The organism is Leptospira sanjuanensis (assembly GCF_022267375.1).
Lineage (GTDB): Bacteria > Spirochaetota > Leptospiria > Leptospirales > Leptospiraceae > Leptospira > Leptospira sanjuanensis.
Map to the genome: position 1 here is coordinate 1,179,803 of NZ_JAIZBH010000001.1, position 26,297 is coordinate 1,206,099.

At 47.0% G+C, this 26,297-nt stretch carries 20 protein-coding genes and 1 pseudogene; 10 read left to right on the plus strand and 11 right to left on the minus strand.

What is annotated here, in order from left to right; genetic code table 11:
* The first annotated feature begins 366 nt into the window (after positions 1-366).
* Positions 367-1,077, plus strand: a complete 711-nt coding sequence (locus LFX17_RS05260) for a LytR/AlgR family response regulator transcription factor (protein WP_238745483.1) — start codon at positions 367-369, stop codon at positions 1,075-1,077.
* A gap of 77 nt (positions 1,078-1,154) precedes the next feature.
* Positions 1,155-1,694 (plus strand): Pycsar system effector family protein, encoded by a 540-nt coding sequence (locus LFX17_RS05265; protein WP_238729325.1) that lies wholly within the window; start codon positions 1,155-1,157, stop codon positions 1,692-1,694.
* Positions 1,695-1,702: 8 nt separating this feature from the next.
* On the opposite strand, the gene LFX17_RS05270 is transcribed toward LFX17_RS05265, so the two are convergent.
* From LFX17_RS05270 to LFX17_RS05290, 5 genes are all read right to left on the minus strand, one after another.
* Positions 1,703-4,087, minus strand: a complete 2,385-nt coding sequence (locus tag LFX17_RS05270; protein ID WP_238745485.1) for a DNA polymerase domain-containing protein — start codon at positions 4,085-4,087, stop codon at positions 1,703-1,705.
* Positions 4,088-4,264: 177 nt separating this feature from the next.
* Positions 4,265-4,531 carry a hypothetical protein gene (locus LFX17_RS05275; RefSeq protein ID WP_238745488.1) on the minus strand — a complete coding sequence of 89 codons (267 nt, stop codon included), beginning with the start codon at positions 4,529-4,531 and terminating at the stop codon, positions 4,265-4,267.
* Positions 4,532-4,535: 4 nt separating this feature from the next.
* A complete protein-coding gene (locus LFX17_RS05280; protein ID WP_238729328.1) occupies positions 4,536-5,192 on the minus strand; it encodes a hypothetical protein in 657 nt (218 codons plus the stop codon).
* 526 nt (positions 5,193-5,718) lie between these two features.
* Complete coding sequence (gene glyA / locus LFX17_RS05285) at positions 5,719-6,966, minus strand: serine hydroxymethyltransferase (protein WP_238729329.1); 1,248 nt, start codon at positions 6,964-6,966, stop codon at positions 5,719-5,721.
* Between the two features lie 38 nt (positions 6,967-7,004).
* The gene (locus tag LFX17_RS05290; protein WP_238729330.1) at positions 7,005-7,949 is read right to left on the minus strand and encodes a lipoate--protein ligase family protein; all 945 of its coding nucleotides are present in this window, start codon (positions 7,947-7,949) and stop codon (positions 7,005-7,007) included.
* A 440-nt stretch (positions 7,950-8,389) separates the two neighbouring features.
* Between LFX17_RS05290 and LFX17_RS05295 the strand changes: the two genes are divergently transcribed.
* Entirely contained in the window at positions 8,390-8,659 is a 270-nt protein-coding gene (locus LFX17_RS05295; RefSeq protein WP_238745490.1) for a hypothetical protein, read from the plus strand.
* Positions 8,660-8,684: 25 nt separating this feature from the next.
* Here the strand turns inward: LFX17_RS05295 and LFX17_RS05300 are convergent, their stop codons facing one another.
* Together LFX17_RS05300 and LFX17_RS05305 are read right to left on the minus strand one after the other, a co-directional pair.
* On the minus strand, positions 8,685-9,287 hold the full coding sequence (locus tag LFX17_RS05300) for a GNAT family N-acetyltransferase (RefSeq protein WP_238745493.1): 603 nt from the start codon (positions 9,285-9,287) through the stop codon (positions 8,685-8,687).
* A gap of 352 nt (positions 9,288-9,639) precedes the next feature.
* A complete protein-coding gene (locus tag LFX17_RS05305) occupies positions 9,640-10,458 on the minus strand; it encodes a rhomboid family intramembrane serine protease (protein WP_118955448.1) in 819 nt (272 codons plus the stop codon).
* A gap of 104 nt (positions 10,459-10,562) precedes the next feature.
* On the opposite strand from LFX17_RS05305, the gene LFX17_RS05310 reads away from it, so the two are divergent.
* The 5 genes from LFX17_RS05310 to LFX17_RS05330 all read left to right on the plus strand — a co-directional run bounded on the left by LFX17_RS05310 (position 10,563) and on the right by LFX17_RS05330 (position 19,526).
* Positions 10,563-11,519 carry an MBL fold metallo-hydrolase gene (locus LFX17_RS05310; protein ID WP_238729333.1) on the plus strand — a complete coding sequence of 319 codons (957 nt, stop codon included), beginning with the start codon at positions 10,563-10,565 and terminating at the stop codon, positions 11,517-11,519.
* Positions 11,516-13,954, plus strand: a complete 2,439-nt coding sequence (locus LFX17_RS05315) for a penicillin-binding protein 1A (RefSeq protein WP_238729334.1) — start codon at positions 11,516-11,518, stop codon at positions 13,952-13,954. The genes LFX17_RS05310 and LFX17_RS05315 overlap by 4 nt, the downstream gene beginning before the upstream one ends.
* A gap of 102 nt (positions 13,955-14,056) precedes the next feature.
* A complete protein-coding gene (odhB, locus tag LFX17_RS05320; RefSeq protein WP_238745495.1) occupies positions 14,057-15,310 on the plus strand; it encodes a 2-oxoglutarate dehydrogenase complex dihydrolipoyllysine-residue succinyltransferase in 1,254 nt (417 codons plus the stop codon).
* 13 nt (positions 15,311-15,323) lie between these two features.
* Positions 15,324-16,727 (plus strand): dihydrolipoyl dehydrogenase, encoded by a 1,404-nt coding sequence (gene lpdA / locus LFX17_RS05325; protein ID WP_238729336.1) that lies wholly within the window; start codon positions 15,324-15,326, stop codon positions 16,725-16,727.
* A 30-nt stretch (positions 16,728-16,757) separates the two neighbouring features.
* On the plus strand, positions 16,758-19,526 hold the full coding sequence (locus LFX17_RS05330) for a 2-oxoglutarate dehydrogenase E1 component (protein WP_238729337.1): 2,769 nt from the start codon (positions 16,758-16,760) through the stop codon (positions 19,524-19,526).
* A gap of 328 nt (positions 19,527-19,854) precedes the next feature.
* On the opposite strand, the gene LFX17_RS05335 is transcribed toward LFX17_RS05330, so the two are convergent.
* The 4 genes and pseudogenes from LFX17_RS05335 to carA all read right to left on the minus strand — a co-directional run bounded on the left by LFX17_RS05335 (position 19,855) and on the right by carA (position 23,240).
* The gene (locus LFX17_RS05335; RefSeq protein ID WP_238745497.1) at positions 19,855-20,712 is read right to left on the minus strand and encodes a hypothetical protein; all 858 of its coding nucleotides are present in this window, start codon (positions 20,710-20,712) and stop codon (positions 19,855-19,857) included.
* Positions 20,713-21,138: 426 nt separating this feature from the next.
* A pseudogene (locus LFX17_RS05340) lies at positions 21,139-21,705 on the minus strand (hypothetical protein); the annotation flags it as partial.
* A gap of 252 nt (positions 21,706-21,957) precedes the next feature.
* Positions 21,958-22,146: a hypothetical protein gene (locus tag LFX17_RS05345; RefSeq protein WP_135569182.1), complete on the minus strand. Its 189-nt coding sequence runs from the start codon at positions 22,144-22,146 to the stop codon at positions 21,958-21,960.
* A gap of 2 nt (positions 22,147-22,148) precedes the next feature.
* Positions 22,149-23,240: a glutamine-hydrolyzing carbamoyl-phosphate synthase small subunit gene (carA, locus tag LFX17_RS05350; protein ID WP_238745502.1), complete on the minus strand. Its 1,092-nt coding sequence runs from the start codon at positions 23,238-23,240 to the stop codon at positions 22,149-22,151.
* A 134-nt stretch (positions 23,241-23,374) separates the two neighbouring features.
* Here carA and thrS point away from each other — a divergent pair, with 134 nt between their 5' ends.
* Positions 23,375-25,291 carry a threonine--tRNA ligase gene (gene thrS, locus LFX17_RS05355; protein WP_238745505.1) on the plus strand — a complete coding sequence of 639 codons (1,917 nt, stop codon included), beginning with the start codon at positions 23,375-23,377 and terminating at the stop codon, positions 25,289-25,291.
* 461 nt (positions 25,292-25,752) lie between these two features.
* The gene (gene infC, locus LFX17_RS05360) at positions 25,753-26,292 is read left to right on the plus strand and encodes a translation initiation factor IF-3 (protein ID WP_118955437.1); all 540 of its coding nucleotides are present in this window, start codon (positions 25,753-25,755) and stop codon (positions 26,290-26,292) included.
* Positions 26,293-26,297 lie beyond the last annotated feature (5 nt).

A 26,297-nucleotide genomic window follows, 5' to 3' on the forward strand; every position in this document is an offset into this window, starting at 1 on the left:
TGTGTTTTAAGAAGCTCTGTATTGTATACGACGTGAAACCTTTCAGAATCTCTAGGAAATGAAAGTATTATTTGCGCGCTTTTTTGTCGAAAGAAGAAGCGGTTGCGGACCGGGAATGAGATGCATGTATTTCGGAACGAAATTTCATGTCGATTTATACCGACCCTCCTACTTCTATAATTTGGTTTTTCTTATTATACTTTTAAATCGTGCGACGTTACGGTTTATGAGCGGTTTGTTGCGAGGGGAATGAAGAACAGTTAAAAGGGAACGAAACGCGGGCCTCTTTCGGTAATACGAATAGACAGCGGATTCTATGTCTGAAACGTAGATGGAGAATTCGGATAAGTCCGAGCGGTGGTTAGAATGAGAAGCATGGAAAAGCCCTATAAAACGGTCGTAATCGAAGACGATTTTATGATCGGATCTTTTATAAAAAAAGAGGTGGAAACTCACGGTAAATTTGAAGTCACGGAGATGTTCGAGAACGGTTCGGATGCCGTGCGTTTTTTGGCGCACAACAAGGTGGATCTTCTTCTTCTCGATATTGAACTTCCGGATCTAAACGGGTTCGATATATTGAAGGGATTGGATGATCCTCCCGTTACGATTTCTGTAACCGGTCACGAAGGAAACGCGGTTACCGCATACGATTTTGGAAATCTGGATTACGTAACTAAACCCGTCGTTCCTGAAAGATTGCACAAGGCATTGGATCGCGCCTATGAAAAACTTTCCAGTGAGAAAAACGTGTCGATTCACAATTACGGGACCAAATTTAAGGGAGTCGATCGCAACGTATTCATCACATTTTCGAATATCGTATATATTTCTTCGAACGGAAAACATTCGATTCTTCATACCGTGGACGACGGAATCGAAGTGATCGGAACGCTGAAAGACCTGGAACCTAAACTTTCCGCGGGCAAGTTTAGAAGGGTCCATAAACAGTATATTATAAATATGGAATATTTGGCGCATATAGAGTATTTTAACGGCGGATCCCACGTGGCTTATATGAAGGACGAGGAGAAAAGTCAGGTTCCCGTAAGCCGTATTTATCTTCCGGGGATCTGAAAATAAGTTTTCGACAATTCTAAATCTGATTTTCGAATTTAGCGGCTCCTTTGAATCTGGACGAAGACGTTTTCAAAATGCAGCCAGAATACTTTTCTAAAACCCGAGCCAGATCTTCCGTCGATTATCTTTTAAGAACCGTTCACCAGCATCACGTTCAGTTGAGTCTGATGGCCGATCAAAAAGCGAATATTTTGATCGCGGCGTCTTTCGTGATCCTTTCCTTAGCCCTCGGTTTTTTGCAGCGAGGAATCTACGTTACGGGCATCATACTTTTGATGGGTTTTCTGGCCGTTGCCGCCTCCCTCGCGATCTTTGCCGTGATGCCTCTTTCTAAACCGGATAAGGTGCGTAAAAAGAATCCTTTGTTTTTCGGCGATTTCGCGGCGGACGACGAGGAAACCTTTTTTAAAAACGTGGAAGCCGTTTTGGAAACCGACGCATCTTTGTATAAAGCGATTTCCTATGATATCTATCAAATGGGGAGAACGATCTACTTTACGAAATACAGATATATCCGATGGAGTTATCGTTTCTTTCTGGCGGGTTTTTTCAGCGGAGGAACGCTGATCGTGTTCGAAAGTATCGGTTGGATTCCTTCCTTGATCCGAGGATAAAATCGTCGTTAGGCGATTCTTTTTAAACCCGCTAAATAGAGTTCGTATTCCGTTCTGTAACATCGATCGAAAGGAAGCCAACGTTGTTCGTCGATCAGGGAATCGAAGTTTTGAAACGAAGCGAACTCGGACCAGATTTCCCGAAACGAGTTTACGAGAAGTTTTCGGTAATACGTCTTATCGATATGGATCTTTTGGTTTTTCCGTTTTAGAGCGGAAATCGCCTCTTCGGGAAGATACCATTGGTCTTTGCTTTTGGCCTTTCGATTGAGAACCAGATAACGGATCTTTTCCCCCGCTTGAACGGAAATTCCCATTTCTTTCAGATTGTGAAGCGATACCGCGGCGGGTCCCTCGACTTCGTATTCGTCCAGATCCTTAGAAGTGGATCTTCGGATGAGAAGCTCCTCCAAAGGAACGCGTTCCGATTTGATGAGTTCGTCGAATCGTTCGTAAATTCGTAAAATCTCATATTCGGAATTCTTTAAGTCTGCGATCGTGATTTTTCCGCGCATCCATTCCAGCATTTCCGCCTGCGCTTTTTTGACGAAAAACGGGAGATCTTTTCTTCTTGCTCCGATCCCTCTGCATTTCAGATCTCCGGTTTCGAATCTTCCCATGTAGCGGTTGGCCACGGGCATTTGCGGATCCTGGCTCGAAGCGGGAAACAAAAGCCAAGTATAAATTCCGTCCACGTCGATCTTTATCGAAGTTCGTTTTTGAATTTCGATGCAGAGAGAATTCAATTCTTCTTTTGAGAACGGAGTAGAGTCTTCTTTGCGGATAAAGATGCTGTCGGTGATAGCGTGGATAAAAACGTATCCCCGATCTTCCGCGATTTCTTTTGCCGTGAGAAGTTTTTCCCTTGCGAACGCGTTTACGCTTTCGTGACTTTCCAATCTTCCGAACTTCGCGTTTCTATATCCGAGATAACCGAAAGAAGTGACGAGCATCCATTTCAAACTGGATTGTTTGCGTTCGTATCCGTAAAGTTTGTCGCCGTATTTTTTTTCTTCGTGCGCTTTATGAATCTCCTTGATTCGATCTTTATAATACGCTCTTCGTTCGAGTACGTGTTCTAAGGCGTCGGACACGATTCCTTTTCGTTTTCTGCAGATCTTATATCCGAGTCCGGGAACGACCGGCGTTTGCGGATCGTCCGCGCAGCAAGAACAGTTGACGCATTCCGGAGAGATGTTGTGCAGCACCATCGTCGACGGATACATTTGCGCGAAATCGAGTTGCGCCACATTCTCCGCCGTCATCCCGAATGAAATATCCGGTTGAAACACGAGTCCGCCTTTGTCCGCTTCTAAAAGTTGAAGCGCGGTTTTGGGAGATTCGATCGCGCTTTTTTGCCAAGGCACGAGATAACCTCTTCGAAGGGCGACGTCGGTTTCGATGCTTGTTAGAGCCTTACCCGTGGAAGCGCGCGCCATCTTCTGCATGGGAAGACGCGAGAGTCTCGCCAATTCCACGATTCCCAAAAGATCCGCTTCCTTGTGAACGAAGCTGTTTTCCGAATCGATATGCCATCTTCCGAACAAAGGATACGAAGGAGCGCGATACACGATGGTTCCGTATGTGTTGTAACTCGTTCCTTTGGTTTGAATGTTTCTTCGGATCGGAGACGTTTTATCCCGATCAAAGGCCGGAAAAATTCTCAGCTTTTGCGCCTGCGCAAAAAGATAGGGAAAGATCGTATGATCTCCGTACGAGGAAAGAATCACGTCCGGATCTTCTTGTTTGAGAAGTTTATCGATTTTTAAAAGAAGATCTTTCGGGTCCTTTCCGGAAAATTCCCAGGACTGCGAACCGTCGTTGAATACGATGGAGTTGTTCTTCATATCGATTCGATGGCTCTGCGCCAATTTCATCGTTAGAATTTTGAAACTCGGAACCTCGTATTCCAAATTCTTAATTTGATCGTCGTCGGCGTCGATCGTACGGATTCGTTTTCCGTGTTTTTCTTCCGTATAAGAGATCCTTAATTTACACAAAGGGAAAATACCCTTGTCCACCATGTAGCTCGTGGAAACTTCTATGTCCGAATGATAGATGTCGAATTTTCCGTAGAGCGCGTAGAGTTTTCGGGAAACCTTGGAAAGAATGGAAGGACGAGAGATTTTAAGTTCCAAAACCTGGACTTCCCGGTTTTCGTAAAAGAGGGTCATGGGAACGTATTTCGGTATTGCGGCTAACGCGTCCAGTTCGTAGAATCGCTGCACCAATTTTTTGAGAATGGATTCTTCCCCTCGCGCGTAGATGATAGGCTGATAAAAATCGTGGAATAGAACGCATTCTCCGTTTTTGTTTCGAAGCCATAGATGGATTTTGTCTTCTATATGATAAATATCGAATAAAGTTCCTTCTATTAAGATCGGTTCAGGCATGGCGTTTCGGTTTTTGGTCGAATCGATTCCCCGTGCGAAAACGTTTTTTCGTTTCTGCAAGCATATATTTTAAATTGTTCCGACAAACGATCGGTGAAAAAACGCTTGTGGAAGAGCGGAGGTTTTTTCGACGTTCCATTCTTTTCATAGATAACGTTTCGTTAAGTGAAGTCGGTTTCATTTTCCTTTCTCTTTTTGGAGATCGGACATTTCTTTTTTTATTTGATGAATCTCTTTTTTGAGATGGATCATCATTGTCATCAGCATCGTGTCGATCGGATACGGTCCCGACGCCATGACTCCCGCCTGAACTTGCAATTTCGCGACTCGAATCAGATCGTCGAAAATTTCCTGATCGGGTTTGCGAAGTCCTCTGCGAAATTCTAAAAGACCGGATTCCACCTGCTGCATTTGTCTGGAATAAGGCGTAACGGTTCTTCCCATATTGTTACCTCTGAATGTCTTCGGTTCGTTCGATCGTATCCGAAGAAGATGAAGATTTTTTTCTTACTTTTAAATAAGAGAGTTTATTTTCGATTTTGAGTTCCCAGAGATCGGCGGACGCTTCCGCCAATTTCGGAAAGAACGCCTTGAAGGTCGGGTGGGTATATTTCATCGATTCGATTACGAGAACCGGGACTTTCTGTTCATGAAGTCGTTCCAAAATGAGAAGCATCTTATCCAAGAGAAATCTTCCTTCGTCTTCTTGAACGTCTCCGTCGAAGAATTGTTTGCAAGGCGCCAAGAGAAAGTGGATGTTCTCCTCGTTTTTGCGCGAGGAAATTGCCTGCAGTGCGTCCAGGATTTGATACGGGGTGAATGCTCTTTGAACGAGAATGTTGCTCAGCAAGGCTTCGGGAGGAATTCTCCTTTTTCTTGTTTCGGCCGTGATGACAAAGGGGTTGAAGCGGATCGCGCAATCCAAATTGAAAATCTTAAAACCCGAAACTGCAAACGCGTATTCCCAGTGTAGTGCGAGATTGTAGATCCCCGACATTCCCGTCAGCATTCCGAGTCCTTTCCTTTCCCAGCTGAGAATCGGATTGTAGAGATTGTCGATTCCCGAAGGAGTAGGGGGCACGGTCGTGAGAGCCTGAAGTTCCATAGTTACTTATTATATGATATGTATATAAATGTAAAGTGCTTTTATCGTAAGAGCTACGATTGAGTGATAAATAGGGAAAGCGGGAGTTCCTACGTTTCTTCGGAGATGGAGAAGTCGAAATTCAGGATATGTGTGAGTTCCCACAATTTGGACCGGTCAGGCGACGTTCGATCCAGGTTATGTCATATCTGCTGTGGGAACTCCTCAATAGATGCGACCGTAATACGAAGACTATGTCTGATAAAGTGTGGGAACTACCACACTTTTTAATTCGGCGAGATTGCGATTGTAACAATGGAACTGTGGGAACTCACACGTTCGTTTTACGGAAATATCCTCTTTCGCCACGAAAAATCCTCGCGCCAGAGATCGTAGCGATGCGAAGCAGCCGCGTGCGGCCGAAGCGTAAGCGAAGTCGCGCAGAGCTCGGTCCGCCCGAAGGACGGAGGCGCCCCGGAAAGCTCTAACAACAAAAAAGGCGCTCAACAGAACGCCTTTGAAAACAACCAAGTCGGTTTAAAAAATTTTAATCTAAACGGAAATTGGTCATCGGGAATTTTTGGGTGAGTTCCTTCACTCCGCCTTTGACCTTCGTTCTGTTTTTTTCATCGTTCGGATTATCGAGAAAGTCGCAGATCAGTTTTCCGACCACTTCGATATCCGCGGGTTTTAAGCCGCGGGTCGTAAGAGCCGGAGTTCCGAGACGGATTCCCGATGCGACCGCAGGTGGATTTTTGTCGAACGGAATCGCGTTCTTATTCACGGTGACTCCGACTTCGTCCAATCCATCCGCAGCTTGCGCCCCGGTAAGTCCTTTTACGGATACGTCCAGAAGAACAAGGTGGTTATCGGTTCCTCCGCTCACGACTCTGTATCCGCGTTTTACGAATACTTCCGCGAGCGTTTTCGCGTTTGCGAGAACGGTTTCGATATAGGTTTTGTATTCCGGTTGAAGCGCTTCTTTGAAAGCCACCGCTTTGGCGGCGATCACGTGCATGAGCGGCCCGCCTTGGATTCCTGGGAAAACGCGGGAGTTTAGTACTTTCTCATTTTCTAATGTAGATAGAATCAATCCGCCTCTCGGTCCTCGGAGCGTTTTGTGGGTGGTCGTCGTGACGTAATCGAACATTCCAACGGGAGAAGGATGATATCCGGTGGAAACGAGCCCGGAAATATGAGCGATGTCCGCCATCAATTTCGCGCCGACTTCTTTCGCGATCTCCGCAAACTTTGCAAAGTCGATGGTTCTCGCGTATGCGGAAGCGCCTGCAACGATCAGTTTCGGTTTGTGCTCTCTCGCAAGTTGAGCGACTTCGTCGTAGTTGATCGTTTCCGTTTTCGGATCCACGCCGTAGGGAATCGGTTTATAAATTCTTCCGCTCACATTGACCGGAGAACCGTGGGTCAAGTGACCGCCGTGAGCGAGGTTCATTCCTAAGAAAGAATCCCCCGGTTCGAGACACGCGAGAAAAACAGCCATGTTCGCCTGCGCTCCCGAGTGCGGTTGCACGTTTGCGTATTGTGCGCCGAAAAGTTTTTTCGCTCTTTCGATCGCGAGACTTTCGACTATGTCCGCGTTGTGGCAGCCGTTGTAATACCGTTTTCCCGGATAACCTTCGGCGTATTTGTTCGTAAGTGTGGAAGTATACGCTTCCAGAACGGCTCTGGAAACGAAGTTTTCGGAGGCGATCATTTCCAGGTTATTTTCCTGTCTTTCGTCCTCTTGTTTTAACGCTGCGAATATCTCTGGATCTGCTTTCGGAAGAAACTGCATCTGGCCCTTCTTTTTGATGATTCCGAGTAGAAGTCCGATTAATCTCTGAAGATGAAATCCATCCTCGAATATTTGTTTTCCAAGAGCAGTTTCGCTTCTTGAAAAACCGATTTCGTAAACCGGAGATCCCTCTCTGTGCCCATTCTGGAAAGGCCCAGCGATTCGGCAAATACATGAGATAGGTCCTGACCAAATTTTACGGTAGAAAAATCGTTCGGAAGAGAGGTCACAAAATCGGAATGTTTGCGGTTCTTTCTGTATTCCGGTTCTTCCGGAGGGTGTTTGAGAAGTTCGGAAACTCTGGAAATCAAAGACGGTTTTAGGATCAGGGTCCCGTGATGAACCACCGCGCCTTTTTTGCGGAACTGAGCGTTTCCGGAAATCTTCTTTTCCAATCCTTGTTCGAATACGGCTAGATCCGATTTGCCTCGGAAAGAAGCGTCTAACGTTTGCCGCTTTAACGCGTTCACGACGAGGTTCAAAAAGTAATCGTAGGATTCCTTTACTTTGTAGAGTTCCGGTTTCACGTCCAAGGATAGGAAGAAGGTAAAGTTGAGATTCTCCTCCGGATGGTGGACGACCGTTCCGCCTCCGCTGGCTCGACGAACAATCGCCGGAAATTTTTGGTCAAAAATTTTTTGACGAACGAGTTTTGCTCCCGCATTTTCCGTTAAACGTTTTGTAACTTCGCCCTCGCGATCAACCGAAAGGGACGAATTTTTATTTTGTTCGTGCGCTACGTTGAAAACGTTTCCACCTGAATTCTGCTGCAAAGCGCGTCCTTGAAATCTTTGAACGACTTCCGGGAGAATCGTGTCCTCCGCTTTTTCGGAAAGGCCGAGCACGATGGAGAACGGATTTTTCCAAATCCGCAATCCGGCTCCGTAACCGGAAGATACGAGGTTGAGGCCGATCGCTTCTTCAATTGCGAGATTGGCCGCGGCGGATCGGATCGAATTTTGTACGAATGAGAATGTGCGCATGATTCGGCGAAATGTGGTAGTTCCTACATTTCCAGACTTTAAACAGAACTTCTTAGATACGACTTCGGAACAAGGTGGTAGTTCCAACAAGTTTAATTTTCGAACGGATCGGCATTCCGGCCGTTCGATCGGCCGTTTTCTACAAGTTTGAGGTTCTTCCCATTCTACCAATCGAAATGATTCCTAAGCGCCTATCCTAATTCGTTACAAATATCCAGTTCGAGTGGAAAGCAGCATAGGATCTTGATCGCTATCAGCGGGATCGCATGAACCGATCTTAGAAATAAGATTTTTACAAACGATTCGATCCTAATTCAAGCGAAGTGCCGGTTCGCTTTATAAGCTGAATCCTGAATCATTCATTTTCGGATTGAATTACGCGAAAAATTCAGAGAAAAGGTGTTTAATAAAACGATTACATTTCGAGAGGAAAATACAACATGAAAAAAGTTAAGCCATCGGATTTGGTAGTAAGAATGAGAACATTAGTAAAATTTAAAATTCTTATTTTTGCGTTGTCGCTAATCTTAGTGATTGTGTCCTGCAATTTAGAAGATGAGTTGGGTGATGTCCATGCCAAAGAGATCGACAGATGCGCGTTCGATTATTATACCTTTTCATCAAGCTGTATCGGTGGGGATGCTCCTGTTTCCGCAAAAATCGCTCCTTGTTTATTGATCGCGGACGACTATCAGAAGAATTGCAAATGATCTTTAAAGAAATATTGCGAAAACTCTACTTCCCGCCCTTCAGCTTAAACGCCAAATGACATTTTACGGTGGGCCATTCGTTTGTTAGAATGCTGTAAACGGCAGTGTCGCGTAACGTTCCATTCGGCATCACTCGATGGTTGCGCAGGATTCCGTCTAACGAAGCTCCGAGCCTCTCGATAGCACGTCTTGAATTTTCGTTGAGACGGTGCGTTCTAAATTCCACCGCGATACAATCCAGATTTTCGAATGCGTGTTCCAAAAGGAGAAGTTTGCATTCCGTGTTCACGGGCGTTTTTTGAAATTCTTTCGCATACCAAGTGGAACCGATTTCGAGTCGGTTGGAAACCTTCTCGATATTCATATAACGCGTGCTGCCGATGATCCTTTGATCGCTTTTGCGCCGAACCACGAAGGGTAAAGAGGACTTTTCCTTTTCTTCCAGTAGCGCGTTATCGATCCAGTGTTTCATCTCTTCGGGCGAAGGGACCATCGTAAACCAAAGTTTCCACAGTTCTCCGTCTAACACAGCTTTGACTAACTCGTCGTGATGTTCCGCTCTAAGCGGATGCAGTTCGACGTACTTTCCGAGTAAAGAAACAGGTTCGGGCGGATATGCGTATTTCATTGTCGTTGTCACCTTTTCGAATTTGTGGTAGTTCCAACATTTTTTTCAAAAAAAACCGGAATCGAATTTCCTATATTGCAGAGAACGTTGCTTTTACCGAGTCATTCCCATTTGTTTTTCGTATGAGTTCCTACATTTTCGGATTCAAGGTAAATTCTGCTTACTACTTACAAGGTTTTTTAGTAAAACACGGACGAGGAGTTCCCACACTTTTTGAATCAGAGTTGCGTTCCATTGTCCCGACAAACTTTATTTTACCGAAAAAGGATTGCCTGAAGCGAACGTTCGTCCTTGGAGCAAAATCGGAAACTGATTCTTCCGATCCTTCTTACTTGATCGGCCGCGGCACCCGTCATTCTTCCGAATAATATTTGCTCGAAGCGTCCTTTAGGAATTTCTTTTCCTTTCTGGAAAGCGAGTCCATTCCCGACTTGGAGATTTTATCGAGTAGCTGATCCACTTCTTCCCGAACGTGAATTTTGCGGTTCATTTCCTCTTGCCACTTTCTCATTTTCCGTTTTTGAAGATAACGGCTTAAGGACAACGAAGCGGGAATCTTAGACTTTAGTTTATTATAATAAAGAAAATAAAGGCCGCCTCCGATCGCTCCGCCCAAATGCGCCATGTGAGCGATGTTTCCGCCGGGACCGGAAAACGCGATGATCAGCATCAAAATGATCACCATGTATTTCGCCTTCAAAGGAAAAAATCCCATGAACAGCAATTCCTGGTTCGGCCAGATGAGCGCAAACGCGATTAACAAACCGTAGATTCCTCCCGAGGCTCCTATGATCGTGCCTTGGTGAAATCCGAAGTTGTGAAGCATCCACGGAAAAAATCCTCCCATAAAACAGGAGAATAAATAAAACTTCAGAAAATTCTTTCCGCCCCAGTAGTTCTCAAGTATCGATCCGAACATCCAAAGCGAAAACATGTTGAACAGGATATGAAAGAAGTTCTGAACCGAATGTAAGAATGCGTACGTAATGAACTGCCAGACAAAGTAATTACGATTGATCAAATCCGGCGTCATTCCCAGATACAACGTGAGATAATCTCCGATCGTCCAGGAGAGCAAAAGCTGAACCGCAAAAAGTCCCCCGTTTAGGATCAATAAGGTGCGGACTACGGGAGTCAGTTCCGGACCGATCCGATTGTAGATGCCTGTCATAGGGGAACATGATTTCTCTTTAGAATCCGACGACAACCGTAAAACGGTTTTTCTTTTCCTCTTCTCTTTGACAGAATGTTTCAAACGGAAATAATCGGCTCAAGGTGATCGTTCAACTTTACGGTACTCGGGGTTCCATTTCCTCTCCTCTCCGCACCCCGGAATACATTCAGAAAGTGACTCAAATCCTGGAAATCGCTCGGGACACGGGACCGGACGCGCTTGCCGATATTCAGAAATTTATTTCCAAACTTCCTCCGTATCTTACGCACGTGGTCGGCGGCAACACGACCTGCGTTTCCGTAAAACTTTCCTCGGGAAAAAGAATCATCCTGGATTGCGGTACGGGAGGACGCGTAATCTCGGACGAACTCATGCAGGGAGAGTTTTCAAAAGGTGAGGGAAAGATCGCATTCTTCTTTACGCACACGCATTGGGATCATATTCAGGGGATTCCCTTTTTCAAACCGCTCTACATTCCGGGGAACGAGTTCCATTTTTATTCTCCGTTTGCCGATCTTCCGGAACGTTTCGAAAAACAACAATCTCCCGAATTCTTTCCCATTCCATTTTCCGCCCTTGCCTCCACGAAACTCTTTACCTGCCTACGCCCTGACGAAACTTTGGATTTAGAGGGAGATTGTAAGGTCAGGTTGTATCCTCTCAAACATCCGGGCGGTTCGTTCGCCTACCGTTTGGAGGAAAAAGGAAAGGTCTTTGTTTTTGCCACGGATGCGGAATTTACGGGAGAAGACTTTGCTTCCGTCACGGAAATGAAGCCGTTTTTCGAAAATGCCGACCTCCTGGTTCTGGATTCCCAATATACTTTGGACGAATCCTTCCAAAAATTTGACTGGGGACATACTTCCTACACGATGGCCGTAAACTGCGCGGTCGCCTGGAACGTGAAAAAACTCGTTCTGACCCATCACGAACCCGCTTATGCGGACGACGTTTTGGACATCATTCTCCAGGAAGCCCAAGCGCACGCCGTCGCGCTCGGGAATCGCACGATCGAGATCGAACTCGCGGTAGAAGGGAACGTTTATAAATTAGTATGAAAAGTATCGGACTGCATAGAACCTCCAAAACATTGCTCATCATCGCCCTCTTAGGAGGTCTCTTTTTCGGTTATATTCTTTCGGAAGTGGACGAAGGGGGAGAACTCGCGATGCTCGCTTCCTACCAGCCCACGACTCCGACCCGACTCTACGACATCAACGGAGTCGTCTTCGCGGAACTTTATAAACACAAACAGCAGCTTCTGAAATATCAGGATATTCCTCCGCACGTGGTTCAGGCATTTCTTTCCGTCGAGGACAACAACTTCTTCAATCACTTCGGGATCGATTTTATGGCGATCGTGCGCGCCGGAGTCGTAAACGTCATTTCGGGAAGAATCAAACAGGGCGGTTCCACTCTCACGCAGCAGCTCGCTAAAACCGTTCTTCAAAACAGAAAACGTTCCTTTGCGAGAAAATTCATCGAGGCTCTTTTTACGCTTCAGATCGAACAAGAATATTCAAAAGAAGAAATATTAGAAATTTATTTTAATCTTATCTATCTCGGACACGGAACGACTGGGCTCGCTTCCGCGGCGGACGTATATTTTCAAAAGGACGTAAGCGATCTTGACATCGCGGAAGCGGCGATGCTCGCCCGACTTCCCAAGGCTCCCGTAAAGTATTCTCCGTATAAAAACCCGGCGATTGCAAAAGGCGCGCACTTGAGCGTTCTGAGACTTATGGCGGAACAAGGTTATATTCCAGCCGATAAGGTTCAATCCATCCACGACGATTTCTGGAATAAATACTGGCCGGTCGTGATTACGAAAGCACCTTCTCAATCCACCTGGGGAAATCGTCTGAACAAGGCTCCTCACTTCACCGAGTATGTCCGTCAAAAACTCGAAAAGGAACTCGGAGAAGACAAGGTTTATACCGGCGGTCTGAAGGTTTATACGACTCTCGACGCGCGCAAACAGGAAATCGCTCAGGAAGAATTGTCCAGAGCGATCAAAAAACACGACGACCTGGTTTCCGGTGTGACCGTGAATTATTCCGGCGGCGCGGACCGCGGTCTCGTAGGTCTTTATTATCTCATGGGTTCGGTTTTCCCGATCGGAATGCCGTTTATCAGTAAGCTGGACGAGAAAGCGAACTACCGAGTCGCGCTCGAAAGAGAACTCATCGACGCAGTCGATATTCTTACCATATTGACTCCGGGCGAAAACGAATCCGCGGCGATCGGCGAGTTTCAAAAACAAAGCGCGGTCTTCGGTAAAAATTTACACGTGGAAGGAGCCGCGATTACGATCGAACCTTCCACCGGTTATATTCAGACGATGGTCGGAGGATATGAATTCACTCCGAAAAATCAGTTCAACCGAGCCACGATGGCGAGACGCCAAACCGGCTCCGCGTTCAAACCGTTCGTCTACGGAGCCGCGATTTCCGAGCGCGTCGTGGGAAGCGGAACGGGAATCATGGACGCTCCTCTCACCACATTAACGGAAGAAGGCGAGGGTTGGTCTCCTCAGGATTTCGACGGAGACTTCTTGGGAATGGTTCCGTTGTCGAGAGCGCTTTCTTTGTCGCTTAACATCGTATCGGTGCAGGTGTTCCTGCGAACCGGACCCGACGCGGTCATCGATTTTTCTTCCCGACTTCTCGGAGTGAATCCGAGCCGTTTTCCTTCCAGTCCCGCGCTCGCGCTCGGGATTGCGGAACTCACTCCGCTCGAGATGGCTCTCGGTTATGCGACCATCGCCAACAACGGAAGAAGGGTGATTCCGTTTTCCGTTCGTTATGTGATCGATCAAAGCGGAAACGTGATCTACAACGAAGAAGTCAAGGTTCAGGAAGAATTGCAAAAACAGGCCAAAGACGGAAGCATTCAAGTGATCTCCGAAGGAACCGCCTACATTCTTAAGAAAATGCTCACGAACGTAGCGATGGCCGGAACTGCGGCCATGGGTTTGCGCGATCCGGACAAGGGAAACTACCGTGGAATCGCGGCCGGAAAAACGGGATCGACTTCTTCGTTTACAAACGCGTGGTACTGCGGATTCGATCCAAACTACACGACCGTGATTTGGTTGGGATTCGATAAGAGTTCGATTTCTTTGGGGAGAGGACAGGCGGCTTCGGTTCTTGCGGTTCCGATTTGGGGAAGAATGTACAATCGTTTTTACGGCGGTCAAAATTATCCGACCTTCGGCGAAGACGTTATGCCCGAGGAAGTGCAAGGTGGAGGAACCTGCGCTTACAACGGACTTTCTCCGAAACCGGGAGTATGTCCCGTAACTCAAAACCTGACTCTCAAACCGATCACGGTTGCGGGAGTTACGAAGGCGGTTATGGGCAATCGTCAGTGTGATGGAGAACGGGATCACCACAAGTCCATGGATTTTAGAGAATTCTTACAGAAAGAATATCAGATTAGTGATGAAGAATTAGGCAAAACAGATCGGAAGTTTAAACCAAGAACGGAATAATCGCGTTTTGGAGAATTTCGTTTACAGAATTTTTTCGTTTAGAAGGATTGAAACCGAGGCTTGCGCAACCGCGCATCAGAAACCTCTCAAAAGGAATCATTAATGTCTGTAGAAATCAAGGTCCCCGAAATGGGAGAATCGATCACGGAAGCAACTATCGCGAACTGGGTTAAAAAAGAAGGAGAACAAGTAAAACAGGACGAGATCCTATTGGAACTGGAAACCGACAAGGCGACCATGGAAGTTCCGGCCCCGTCCTCCGGCGTCCTTCAAAAAATTCACAAGAAGGCCGGAGAGACTGTGAAGGTGAAGGAGATCATCGGTCTCATCGACGCCGCCGCAACTGCCTCCGCTCCCGCACCTTCCTCTTCTTCACCGACTACTTCCACACCGAAAGCACAACCTTCCGGAAACGGCAATAGCAACGATACTCTTCCTCCTGCGGTCCGCAAACTAATCGACGACAACGGCCTAAACGCTTCTTCGATTTCCGGTTCCGGAAAGAACGGACAAATCACAAAAGAGGACGTATTAAAAGCGATCGAATCGAAATCCTCCGCAAGTGTGGGAACTGCAACGGCGGCCAAATCGGCTCCGACTTCTGCTCCTTCTCCCGAAATTCCGAAAGCTGTACCCGCGCCGAGAAGAACGGATCTTCCGAGAGAAAACGCGGTTCCTATGAGCCGTTTACGCAAAGTGATCGCCGAACGTCTCGTGTCGGCGCAACACAATGCGGCAATCTTAACAACTTTCAACGAAGTGGATATGAGTTACGTAATGGAACTCAGAAACCGCTATAAGGATAAGTTCAAAGAGACGCATAACGTGGGCCTTGGATTCATGAGCTTCTTTACGAAGGCGGCGATCCACGCTCTCAAAACGATTCCCGCAATCAACGCCGAAATCCGAGGAAGCGATATCGTGTATAAAAACTTCTACGATATCGGAGTCGCCGTCGGGGGACCGAAAGGGCTCGTGGTTCCGATCGTAAGAGACGCGGACCTTTTGACCTTTGCCGGAATCGAACAGGAAATCGGAAGACTCGCGAACCGAGTCAAAGACGGAAAGATCGAACTCGCCGAAATGGAAGGCGGAACATTCACGATTTCCAACGGGGGAATCTACGGTTCGATGATGTCGACTCCGATCCTCAACCCTCCTCAGAGTGGAATTTTAGGACTTCATAATATAGTAAAGCGTGCGGTGGTCGTGAACGATCAGATCGTGATCCGTCCGATGATGTATCTCGCACTTTCCTACGACCACAGAATCGTGGACGGAAAGGAAGCGGTTACGTTCCTCGTGAAGGTGAAGGAAGCGATCGAAGATCCGGCCCGACTCTTACTCGAACTTTAATGAAAGAGGAATCATGTCAGCAGAATTTGACGTAGTCGTGATCGGCGCGGGACCGGGGGGCTACGTTTGTGCCATCCGGGCCGCTCAACTCGGTTTCAAAACCGCAATCATCGAAAAAAGAAAAACCCTCGGAGGCACCTGCCTCAACGTGGGTTGTATCCCCTCCAAGGCTCTTCTGGATTCTTCCGAAGAATATCACAAAGCCCTGCACAAACTCGACGTCCACGGAATCACCGTAGGAAAAGTCGAAGTCGATCTGAACAAACTGATGAACCGAAAGGATCAGATCGTAAAGGAAGTCACCGACGGGGTGGACTTTCTCATGAACAAAAATAAGATCAAACGGTACGAAGGTTTCGGGAAAGTTTTATCGGCCGGAAAAGTGGAAGTCGCATTAAACGATGGAAACAAAGAAACGCTCAACGCAAAACATATCGTGGTGGCAACCGGATCGGTTCCGATCGACATTCCCGGTTTGACCGTGGACGGAAAAAACATCGTCACATCCGATCATGCGATCGATATCCGTAAAATTCCCAAGAAGATGATCATCATCGGAGCCGGAGTGATCGGTCTCGAACTCGGATCGGTTTGGTCCAGACTCGGCACCGCGGTTACGGTTGTGGAATTTTTACCGGGCCTCATTTCCAATGTGGATCGTCAGATGGGTTCACTTCTCGAACGTTCTTTGACGGCGCAGGGAATGGAATTCCTTTTTGAGCATAAGGTCAAAGGCGCAACTACGGGCAAGGGCGGAGTAAAAGTTCAGATCGAAGATTCCAAGGGAGAATCGAAAGAACTCGAAGCGGACGTCGTACTCGTCGCGGTCGGACGCAGACCCTTTCTCGAAGGTGTAGGTTTGGAAGAAGCGGGAGTCGCATTAACACCCCGCAAACGAATTCAAGTAGACGGACATTTTAAAACATCAGTTCCCGGGATCTACGCGATCGGGGACGCAGTGGACGGACCGATGCTTGCGCACAAAGCGGAAGAAGAAGGCGTTGCACTCGCCGAACTTCTCGCCGGACAATCGGGACACGTAAATTACGACGCGGTTCCTTATATCATCTACACTTGGCCGGAAATGGCTTGGGTTGGAAAAGGCGAGGAAGAATTAAAAGCGGCAGGAATCGAATACAAAACCGGAAAATCACTCTTTCGACCGAACGCGCGTGCAAAAGCGATGAACGAAGCCGAAGGACAGGTTAAAATCTTAGCGGATAAAAAAACGGATAAAATTCTCGGCGCCTTCGTGTTCGGGCCGAGAGCTTCGGACATGGTGGCCGAGCTTGCGGTTGCGATGGAATTCGGCGCGTCTGCGGAAGACGTCGCGAGAAGTTTCCACGCGCATCCGACCTTGGCGGAAGTCATCAAAGAAGCGGCGATGGCGGTGGATAAGTGGGCGATCCACGCGTAAGCGCGGATCGTTATTAGGCAGGTTTCAACAATGAAGATCGAAAAACTCATGGCGCTTTACGGAGAGAACGGCGCTCTCCTCGAAGAACTCTATAATCAGTACAAGCTCAATCCGGAAACGGTGGACAAAGAATGGAAGTCCTTTTTCCAGGAAGTGGATTCCAACGGACTTGCCAACGGAAACGGCGGCGGATATACGAACGGGAACGGAAAGTCGGCCGTTGCCACTTCCTTTACGGACGCGCAAGCGGGTTCCATCCGCGAAATGGGGATCATCAACCTTCTGAACGCATACAGAAGACAAGGTCACCTTGCGGCAAAACTCGATCCGCTCGGAATTCAAAAACCGAACCGCACGTTCATCGATTCCAAATTGCACAGCATTTCTCCCGCGGATTTGGAAACCGTGGTCGACAGCGATACTCTTGGAAGAGTCAAACTTGCCGAGATCGTCGATCTTTACGAAAAGGTTTATTGCAACACGATCGGAGCCGAACACTTCTATCTCGTGGACGACGTGGAACGGGAATGGCTTCAAAAAAAGATGGAGTCTCCCGCATTCTTAGCCCCTCTGCCGAAGAGCATCAAACTCAGATTGTTCGAAAAATTATTCCAAGCGGATTACTTCGAAACCTTTCTCGCGAAAAAATACGTCGGTAAAAAAAGATTCTCTCTCGAAGGGGGAGAATCCTTCATCCCTCTTTTGGATACGATCGTGGAAGAGGCCGGACATCACAAGATGGACGGACTCGTGATCGGAATGGCGCACAGAGGACGACTCAACGTTCTCGTGAACATCATCGAAAAACCCGCGTCCCTCATCTTTGCCGAATTCGAGGAAAAAACCGACAAGGATAACCTGAGTTATGCGGACGTGAAGTATCACCTCGGTTATTCGAACAGCAGAATGACCGCTTCGGGAAAAGAAGTGAAACTTTCTCTCGCGTTCAATCCGAGTCACTTGGAATGTGTGGACCCGGTCGTAACCGGTTCCGTGCGTGCGCGTCAAACTCTGATCGGAGACAAGGATCGAGAAAAATACATGCCGGTTTTGATCCACGGAGATGCTGCGTTTGCGGGACAGGGCGTGGTTGCGGAAACTCTCAATCTGATGAACCTCGAAGGTTATACTACCGGTGGAACGTTTCACATCGTGGTCAACAACCAGATCGGATTCACCACTCTTCCGGACGAATCCAGATCCACGTTGTATGCAACCGATCTCGCGAAAGGATTCCAAATTCCGATCATCCACGTAAACGGGGACGATCCCGAAGCCGTATATCGAGTGGTTAAACTCGGGATGGAATACCGTCAGAAGTTCAAAAAAGATTTTATCATAGATCTCGTATGTTATAGAAGACTCGGTCACAACGAAACCGACGAACCTGCGTTCACGCAGCCGAAGATGTATGCGACGATCAAAAGCCATCCTCCGACCGTCAATCTCTACGAGAAACGTCTCGTGGAGGAAGGCGACATTGCTCAGGAAGATTTGGACTTCATTAAGAACGGGTCCATGCACGGGCTGGAGGATTCTTTCCAAAGAGCCAAAGAACAGGACGTAAAGATCCGTGTCGATACCATGCAGGGAGTTTGGTCCAAGTTCTCCAAGGTTTCCTTGGATTCAGAACCTGCGACGAAACTTCTCGCGGAGCAGATGCACGGAATCGTTCAGGCTTTGACGAGCGTTCCGCAAGGATTTACTCCGAATTCAAAACTCGTAAAACTTCTCCAGAGCAGAAAGGAAATGGCGGAAGGAAAAATTCCCGTGGATTGGGGATTTGCGGAAGCGCTTTCCTTCGGATCGATTCTCGAAAGCGGATTTAGAATCCGTCTTTCCGGACAGGATTCTCAGAGAGGAACGTTCTCGCATCGTCACGCGGTGTTGGTCGATACGAACACCAACGAGAAATACATTCCTCTCAACCACATTTCGCCTAAGCAGGCTAAGGCGGAGATCATCAACTCTTCGCTTTCCGAGTTTTCGGTGTTGGGCTTTGAATACGGATATTCTCTCGCCGACCCGAACGCCCTCGTGATGTGGGAAGCTCAGTTCGGAGATTTTGCGAACAGCGCGCAGGTGATCTTCGATCAGTTCATTTCCAGTTCGGAAGTGAAGTGGCAAAGACTTTCCGGTTTGATTATGCTTCTTCCTCACGGATACGAAGGTCAAGGACCGGAACATTCATCCGCAAGGCTCGAAAGATTTTTACAGCTCTGCGCCCTCAACAACATGCAGGTTTGTAACCTCACGACGGCCGCTCAGTATTTCCACCTTCTCCGCAGGCAGATGCTCAGAAACTACCGCAAACCTCTCGTGATCGTAACTCCGAAAAGTTTGCTCCGTTTTCCGGCTTCTCTTTCTCCGGTGGAGGACATTCTGCAAGGCGCGTTCCGCGAAATCCTCGTGGACGACGCCGGTTCAAAGGCCGACAAGATCGAAAAGGTGATCTTCTCCGCAGGTAAAGTATATTATGATTTACTGAAATATCGCGAGGAGAACAAAATCCAGAATACGGCTCTTGTGCGAGTTGAGCAGATTTATCCGTTTCCCGCGAAGGAAATCGAGGCGGCTCTCAAGAAATTCAAGAACGCTAAATCCTTCGTGTGGTGTCAGGAAGAACCGAAAAACCAAGGAGCTTGGTTTTTCGTTCGCGAAAGAATCGAGGATTTGATTCCTTCCAACATTCGACTTGTTTATGCGGGAAGACACGAATCTCCGAGCCCTGCCGCCGGTCACATGAAGCTGCATTTGCAGGAACAGGATCAGCTTGTTTTGGACGCGTTCCAAGCATAAGATATTACGGAGAAAATTCTTCGATTGAGGAATTCTTTCTAAAAGAAAAAGTTTCCGCGGTTTTTGTTGAGAGCCCGGAAAATCATAAAAAGCCCGGGGGTGTGTCCTGGGCTTTTTTGTTTTTGAAAAGCGGTTCAGATTTTGAATTTTAGAATTTTCTAATTTAACAATAAAAGACGCACGAGGCCGTTCTTCGATTCGAACGTTCGCTCTTAAAAATAAAAATCCGGGTGAAGATGCGGGTTTTTATTTAAAGGACGGTTCGGTTTGTGTCGTATCGACTCGACGAAACGTGTTTTTATGAATTCGGATTTCCGATTCAAATTTATCAGCGGCTTAAAATTTCCTTTTTCGTAAACGGGTTCGCGTCTCCTCTCGGGTCGATGGCCGTATTTGCCTCCGCTTCGACCGAAATAGGAATTCCTTTTTCGGAAATACACAAATCGATATTGTTGTCGTTATCGTCAATGTCGGCGATGCGAAACGGATGAACGAACCATGTTTTTTTCCCCGCTTTCATCCGAATTCGAAACCGTTTCAAATCTCGATCGCCCAATTCCTGCCCGTCGATGGCCCTGACACCTCCGGCCCAAACGGTTCTAACTACGACTGCGGTTTCCGTACGGGGACAGTCCTTTCCTCGTTCGGATTCGTTGTAAGGATAGGAGGGTTCGAAATTGAAATATTCAGCATAACTAATATACGGTCCTTCGTTTAGAGGAGTTACCGCGACTTTTTGTCCGAAAAAATTCTGACCGTCGCGACTTTTGAGTTCGCCCACGATCGCGATTTCTTTCGGCTCGTTATCCGGATGATTTCCGAATTCGCCGATGAGTAAAACTGTCCTCAGCTCGAAAGCTTCCAAAGCCGGTGCGAACGTCGCGAACGACGGAGAAAGAATTTCACCCTTCGCCGTGATGATTTGAAAATCCAAAATATCCAAAGTTGCAGGATCGATTTCGTGGGAAAAGACCAAGGGCATGCCGTCTTTGCCGGGAGCGTATCTCCAAAGTGCGATCGATCGAAACGGAAGTCCATTGTCCAAACCGAAAAATGCGGAAAGAAGTTTCGCTTTTCTGTCTCGGCCGGCTGCGGAATTTTCCAAAGAAAGAGTGTGTTGCGGGATAGAAATGCACATATTCCCCAAGAGAACTACTGCGAAAAGAATCGATTTGTTAATTTTCATCGGCAACCTTCACTCTTCAAAGTTCCAAAACAGTAAAGGATTGTTCAACTTTGTTCCGTCCAAATTATAAATTCAAACAAGTTTGATTGGAAATCGAATGGAAATTTCTTTTAAGAGTGACGCCTCGATTTGTGTTCAGGATTTTCGATCTCCGGATGGAATCGATCCGCATTCATAATTTCTAAAATGTCCGTCTTCTTATTCCGATCGTTTCGAGCTGCTTCGGGTCGATTGAAATATTTCCCCCACGATCGGGGATTTGTCCCCCATACTTTTGGCTTTTTGGGCGTATTGGGCGGCTTGCTTTTGGTCCCCCATTTTCCAATGGATTTCGGCGAGGTTGGCCGCGTACATGGATTCCCTAGGACAAAGTTCCGCGGCTTTTCCGAAGGCGTCCAAGGATTGTTTCAGCTTTCCCATTTCGTCTAACGCGAAATAGGCGTCGTCCAACGAAGAGACGTCCGGATGTCGAAGAATCGCATCTTCGTATCGTTCCAAAAAAGCGTTCAATTCTCCGTCGGAAAGGTTGTGTACTGTTTTGTCCAGGTCGTAAGGGATAAAGTCGAAGGCCGTCGGGTATCGCTCTGCGTCTTCCAAGGTTATGTGTTCTATCTTGTCGTCGCCCTCGTATCCCCACTGTGCTTCGATGAATGGAGTCAGATTCGATTTCATAGTGTTCCAATTCCCATCCGGAAAAATATGAAGTTCGTCGTGACTGGAATCCCATGTCCCGTAGAGCCCGATTCGCGGTAGCCAGACAAGAATTTCCGGATCTTCCCCATAGTGTTCCGAATTTTTTATAAGGCCGACCGAATTGGTGTAATATTGTCCTAATTCATCATCTGCAAACGGACCGATCTTTACGGAGCTGAAGTGGACTTCTTGGATAGATGCAAGATCAAACCAACCTTGTCCTGTTTCGATTCTTTTTCGTCCGATTAAATCCTCCCGAAGGTTTCGAGGTAGATTTAGAATATTATAATTTTCTTTCATACTTCCCCCGTTTTGGCGGTGATGCAATCGGCTTCGAGGTTTCAGGTTTCCACCGACTTCGACAGGTGGCGAATTTCTCCGAATTCGATTCAAAAAATTCGAAGGGAAGTATATCCGATGACCGAAAGAATTTCTAAGCGATTTATAATTTATCCACGCGGAATCTTCGATTGTGGCCGGCGTGAACTCGGAAGGATGTTCCGTTTTAGGACGGGCTTGCCGAAATTCGACAAGCCCGGTGTTTTTCTTTGTTTAGAGAAGCCCGGTCTTTCTCGCAATCGCGTAAAAGTTCACGCCGTAGCCGATGCCTAAAAAATTCTTAGGAGGGAAGAGGTCGTCCGTTTCCGGATTCCATACGTCTTTTACGAGAGCTTCCATGGAAAAATCTTTTCCAACGGGGATACCAAAAATTCTATCGGGAAGTTGCGGAAATTCTGCCATTTTTATTTGCCTCTTTTTGTAGACTCAACGAGATCGTAAAACTTTTGAAATAAATAACGGGAATCGTTCGGACCCGGAGCGCTTTCCGGGTGATACTGAACGGTCAACAATGGATAACCGGATTTTAAAATCCCTTCCACGGTGTTGTCGTTTAGATTTAAAAACGAAACGGGTTCATCCGACTTTTGATCGTCGATTACCGCAAAACCGTGATTTTGCGAAGTGATCTCCACTTGTCCGGTTGATAAATTCTTAACCGGTTGGTTCCCGCCGCGATGACCGAACTTCATCTTCTCGGTTTTTTTACCGAGCGAAAGTCCGATGATCTGATGCCCTAGACAGATCCCGAAAAGAGGATATCCCTTTTCCATAATCTTACGCGTCGCGTTGATCGCGTAATCAAGAGGAGCCGGGTCTCCGGGTCCGTTGGAAAGAAAGAATGCGTCCGTTCCTTCCTTCATGATTTCTTCCGCCGGAGTTTGCGCGGGATAAACCGTTACCGCAAAACCGCTCGCGTCCAACAAACGGAGAATGTTCGTTTTCACGCCGTAATCATAAACAGCGAGTTTGTATTTTTTTCCGGTATGAGTTCCGAAGATGTATTTCGAAGAAGTCGTTACGACCTTGGCGAGATCCGCATTGATGATTCCCGGAAAAGACTTCACCGTTTCCAGAAACTTAGGAGAATATTCCGGAGCCACAAAAATCCCGCCGTTCGGAGAACCGTTGGTTCGGATATAACGCGTCAGTTTGCGCGTATCGATCCCTTGGATGGCCGGGATTTTATATTCTTTTAAAAATTGGGAAAGCGTCTTTTCGGAACGGAAGTTTGAAGGACGATCCACATATTCTTTTACGATCAATCCGCTCGCTTGGATTTTTGCGGATTCCATGTTGGTCGGATGGATTCCGTAATTCCCGATCATCGGGTAGGTTAACGTTATGATTTGATTGCAGTAGGAAGGGTCGGTGAGAATTTCTTGATAACCCGCCATGGAAGTATTGAAGACAACCTCGCCGACGGAGTCCGTTTCGTAGCCGAAAGATTCTCCTTCTATGATCGTGCCGTTGTCGAGAACCAGAAACGCTTTCATCTCCTACAGCGTCGATAGGGGGGAGAGCACAGTCAAGGTTTTTCCCCCGCAAATGCAAATCGGTTGAAAAATATGTCCGATTTTCGCGAATGGAAAGGGGAAAACCCAAATTCGTTCCTGGATAGAATAAGAATATGCATAGGCTTACGTTGCCGGACAAATCCGTTAAGGAAGTCGCACAAGGTTCCACTTACCGCGACTTCATCGAAAAAGAATTACCCTTCTTAAAAAACAAGGCGCTCGCCGTACGTCTGAACGGCACGGATATCCAGGACTTATCCCGAACGGTGGAAGCCGATGCAAACATAGAAGTATTGACCTATTCCGAAAAAGCGGGATGGGAAACCTTTCAACATTCCGCGGCGCATTTACTCGGAATGGCGGTTCAGAATTTATACAAGAACGCGAATCTCACCGTGGGTCCGGTCATCGAAAACGGTCCCGGATTTTTTTATTACGACATCGATTTTCAAGGTGCGATCGTAACTCCGGAAGACTTCCCGAAGATCGAAGCCGAAATGGAGAAGATCGTAAAGGCGGATCATCCGGTCTGGAGGAAGGTCGTTTCGAAAAAGGAAGCGATCGAAACCTTCCAAAAACTCGGAGAGAAATACAAGATCGAAATCATCGGAGGAATTCCGAGCGAGGACGTTTCCATTTACGGGATGGGAGAATGGTTCGATCTTTGCCGCGGACCTCACGTTCCGAATTCCGGTATATTAAAATCTTTTAAACTAACGGCGATCTCGGGCGCGTATTGGAAAGCGGACAAAGACAACGCGATGCTTACACGCATCTACGGAGTCGCGTTCCCTACCAAAAAAGAATTGGATGCGTATCTCTTTCAAATCGAAGAAGCGAAGAAAAGGGATCACAGAAAGATCGGAAAGGAAATGGATCTATTCTCCTTTCAAAAAGAGGGACCCGGATTTCCGTTCTGGCATCCGAAAGGAACGATTCTCTGGAATTCGCTCGCGGATTATCTTCGATCCGAGTGCAATAAGCGCGGTTATCAGGAAATCAAAACTCCCGCCGTTCTTTCTTCCGAGCTTTGGAAGAAGTCGGGTCACTGGGATAACTTTCACGAGAACATGTATTTCACGGACATCGACGAAGAGGATTACGCTCTCAAGCCGATGAACTGTCCCGGATGTTCTTTGATTTATAAACATCACCTGCATTCGTATCGCGAACTTCCTTTACGATTCGCGGAATTCGGAAGCGTACATCGTCACGAATTGCACGGTGTCCTTCACGGCCTTTTCCGAGTCAGAGCGTTCACTCAGGATGATTCTCATATCTACGCGCCGTTGGATCATCTCGAATCCGAGGTGATGGACATCATCGACTTTACGTTTACCGTATATAAGAAATTCGGATTTTCCGAATTTAAGACCTTCATCGCGACGCGCCCCGAAAAATCGCAAGGGAAAGAAGAGGACTGGGAGTTTGCGACCGAAACGCTCAAGAAGTCTCTCGAAAAAAAAGGAATTCCTTACGGAATCAAAGAAGGAGAGGGTGCGTTCTACGGACCCAAGATCGAATTCAACATCAAGGATTCCATCGGAAGGCTTTGGCAGTGCGGAACGATCCAAGTCGACTTCTCCATGCCCGAACGATTCGAATTGGATTACACCGACAGCGACGGTCAGAAAAAAAGACCGGTGATGATTCACAGAGCGATTTACGGATCCTTGGAGCGATTCATAGGAATTCTCATCGAACACTACGAGGGGAAATTTCCTCTTTGGATTTCTCCCAATCAGGTGAGAATTCTCACCGTGACCGAAAAAGTCACCGACTACGCGAAGGACGTTTATCGCGAGTTAGTCGAAGCTGGGTTCCGGGTGGAGATGGACACGAGAAACGAAAAGATCGGCGCAAAGATCCGGGATTCTATCCTAAAAAAGGCGAATTATCTTTTGGTATTGGGTGAAAAGGAAATGGAATCCGGGACTCTCGCGGTCAGAAAGCTCGGTCAAGAGGACACCAAGACTTTGACCCGCGCCGGTTTTATTTCCAATCTACAGGATGAGATTAAAGCGGGCTAAGTTATAAGAAGCGGCGGGCGGCGGCTTGAAAAAGAGGCCGCCGTTTTTGGAAATGTGGGAACTCCTTCGTTTTCCCGGTGAATCATTGTGAAAAGAACGGACTGATCTTGAAAAACGTAGGAACTACTACGGTTCAACGCGGGGAATTTCCCGGTGGAACGTTTCCGTTGTGGGAACTCCTGCTGTTTCCCAGTTCGAATCGGATTCTTTGAAGAGAAAACTGTGGGAACTACCACCGTATTTCGGAAAAAATACCGGAATCGAATTCCGAAACAAGTGGGAACTCTTACCTTCCTAACTCGGACTTCTGCCGTTAACCCATCGAACTTGTGGGAACTACCACGGATCGTCGAAAACGGCAAAATCCGCTTGAAATAAAGGCCGATTCCAGGGAAATAGAGTCAAAAATCGCTTGAAAACAGGCCTAAGAATAAAATCTTGGAAATCTAGCCGGAGAATGAATGCAGAGGAAACCGAGTCAAAAGTCAGCAACGGATAAACTTTTTAATCACAGGATCAATGAGAAAATCACGGGCGTTTCCAGAGTCCGTTTAGTATCGGACGACGGAGTGGCGATCGTTCCTTTTGAAGAAGCTCTCAGAAAAGCAAAAGAAGAAAACCTGGATCTCGTGGAAGTATCGGCGGATCAGGAACTTCACGTTTGTAAGATCATCGACTACGGTAAGTATAAATTCGAGTTACTCAAAAAGAGTAAAGAGGCTAAAAAGAAACAACACGTAATCAACGTTAAGGAAATTAAGATTCGTCCTCGAATCGAAAGTCACGATTACGAAATCAAAAAGAAACACGCGCAAGAGTTTCTTGGAAAGGGAGACAAAGTAAAAGTCAGTCTCCGATTCCGCGGTAGAGAGATGATGCACTCCGACCTCGGAATGAAAGTGGTATATAGAATGATCGAAGACCTGAAAGAGCATGGCACCGCGGAAAGGGATCCTGTTCAGGACGGAAAGCAGATCGTAGTAATTATTAATCCGAAATAATTTCC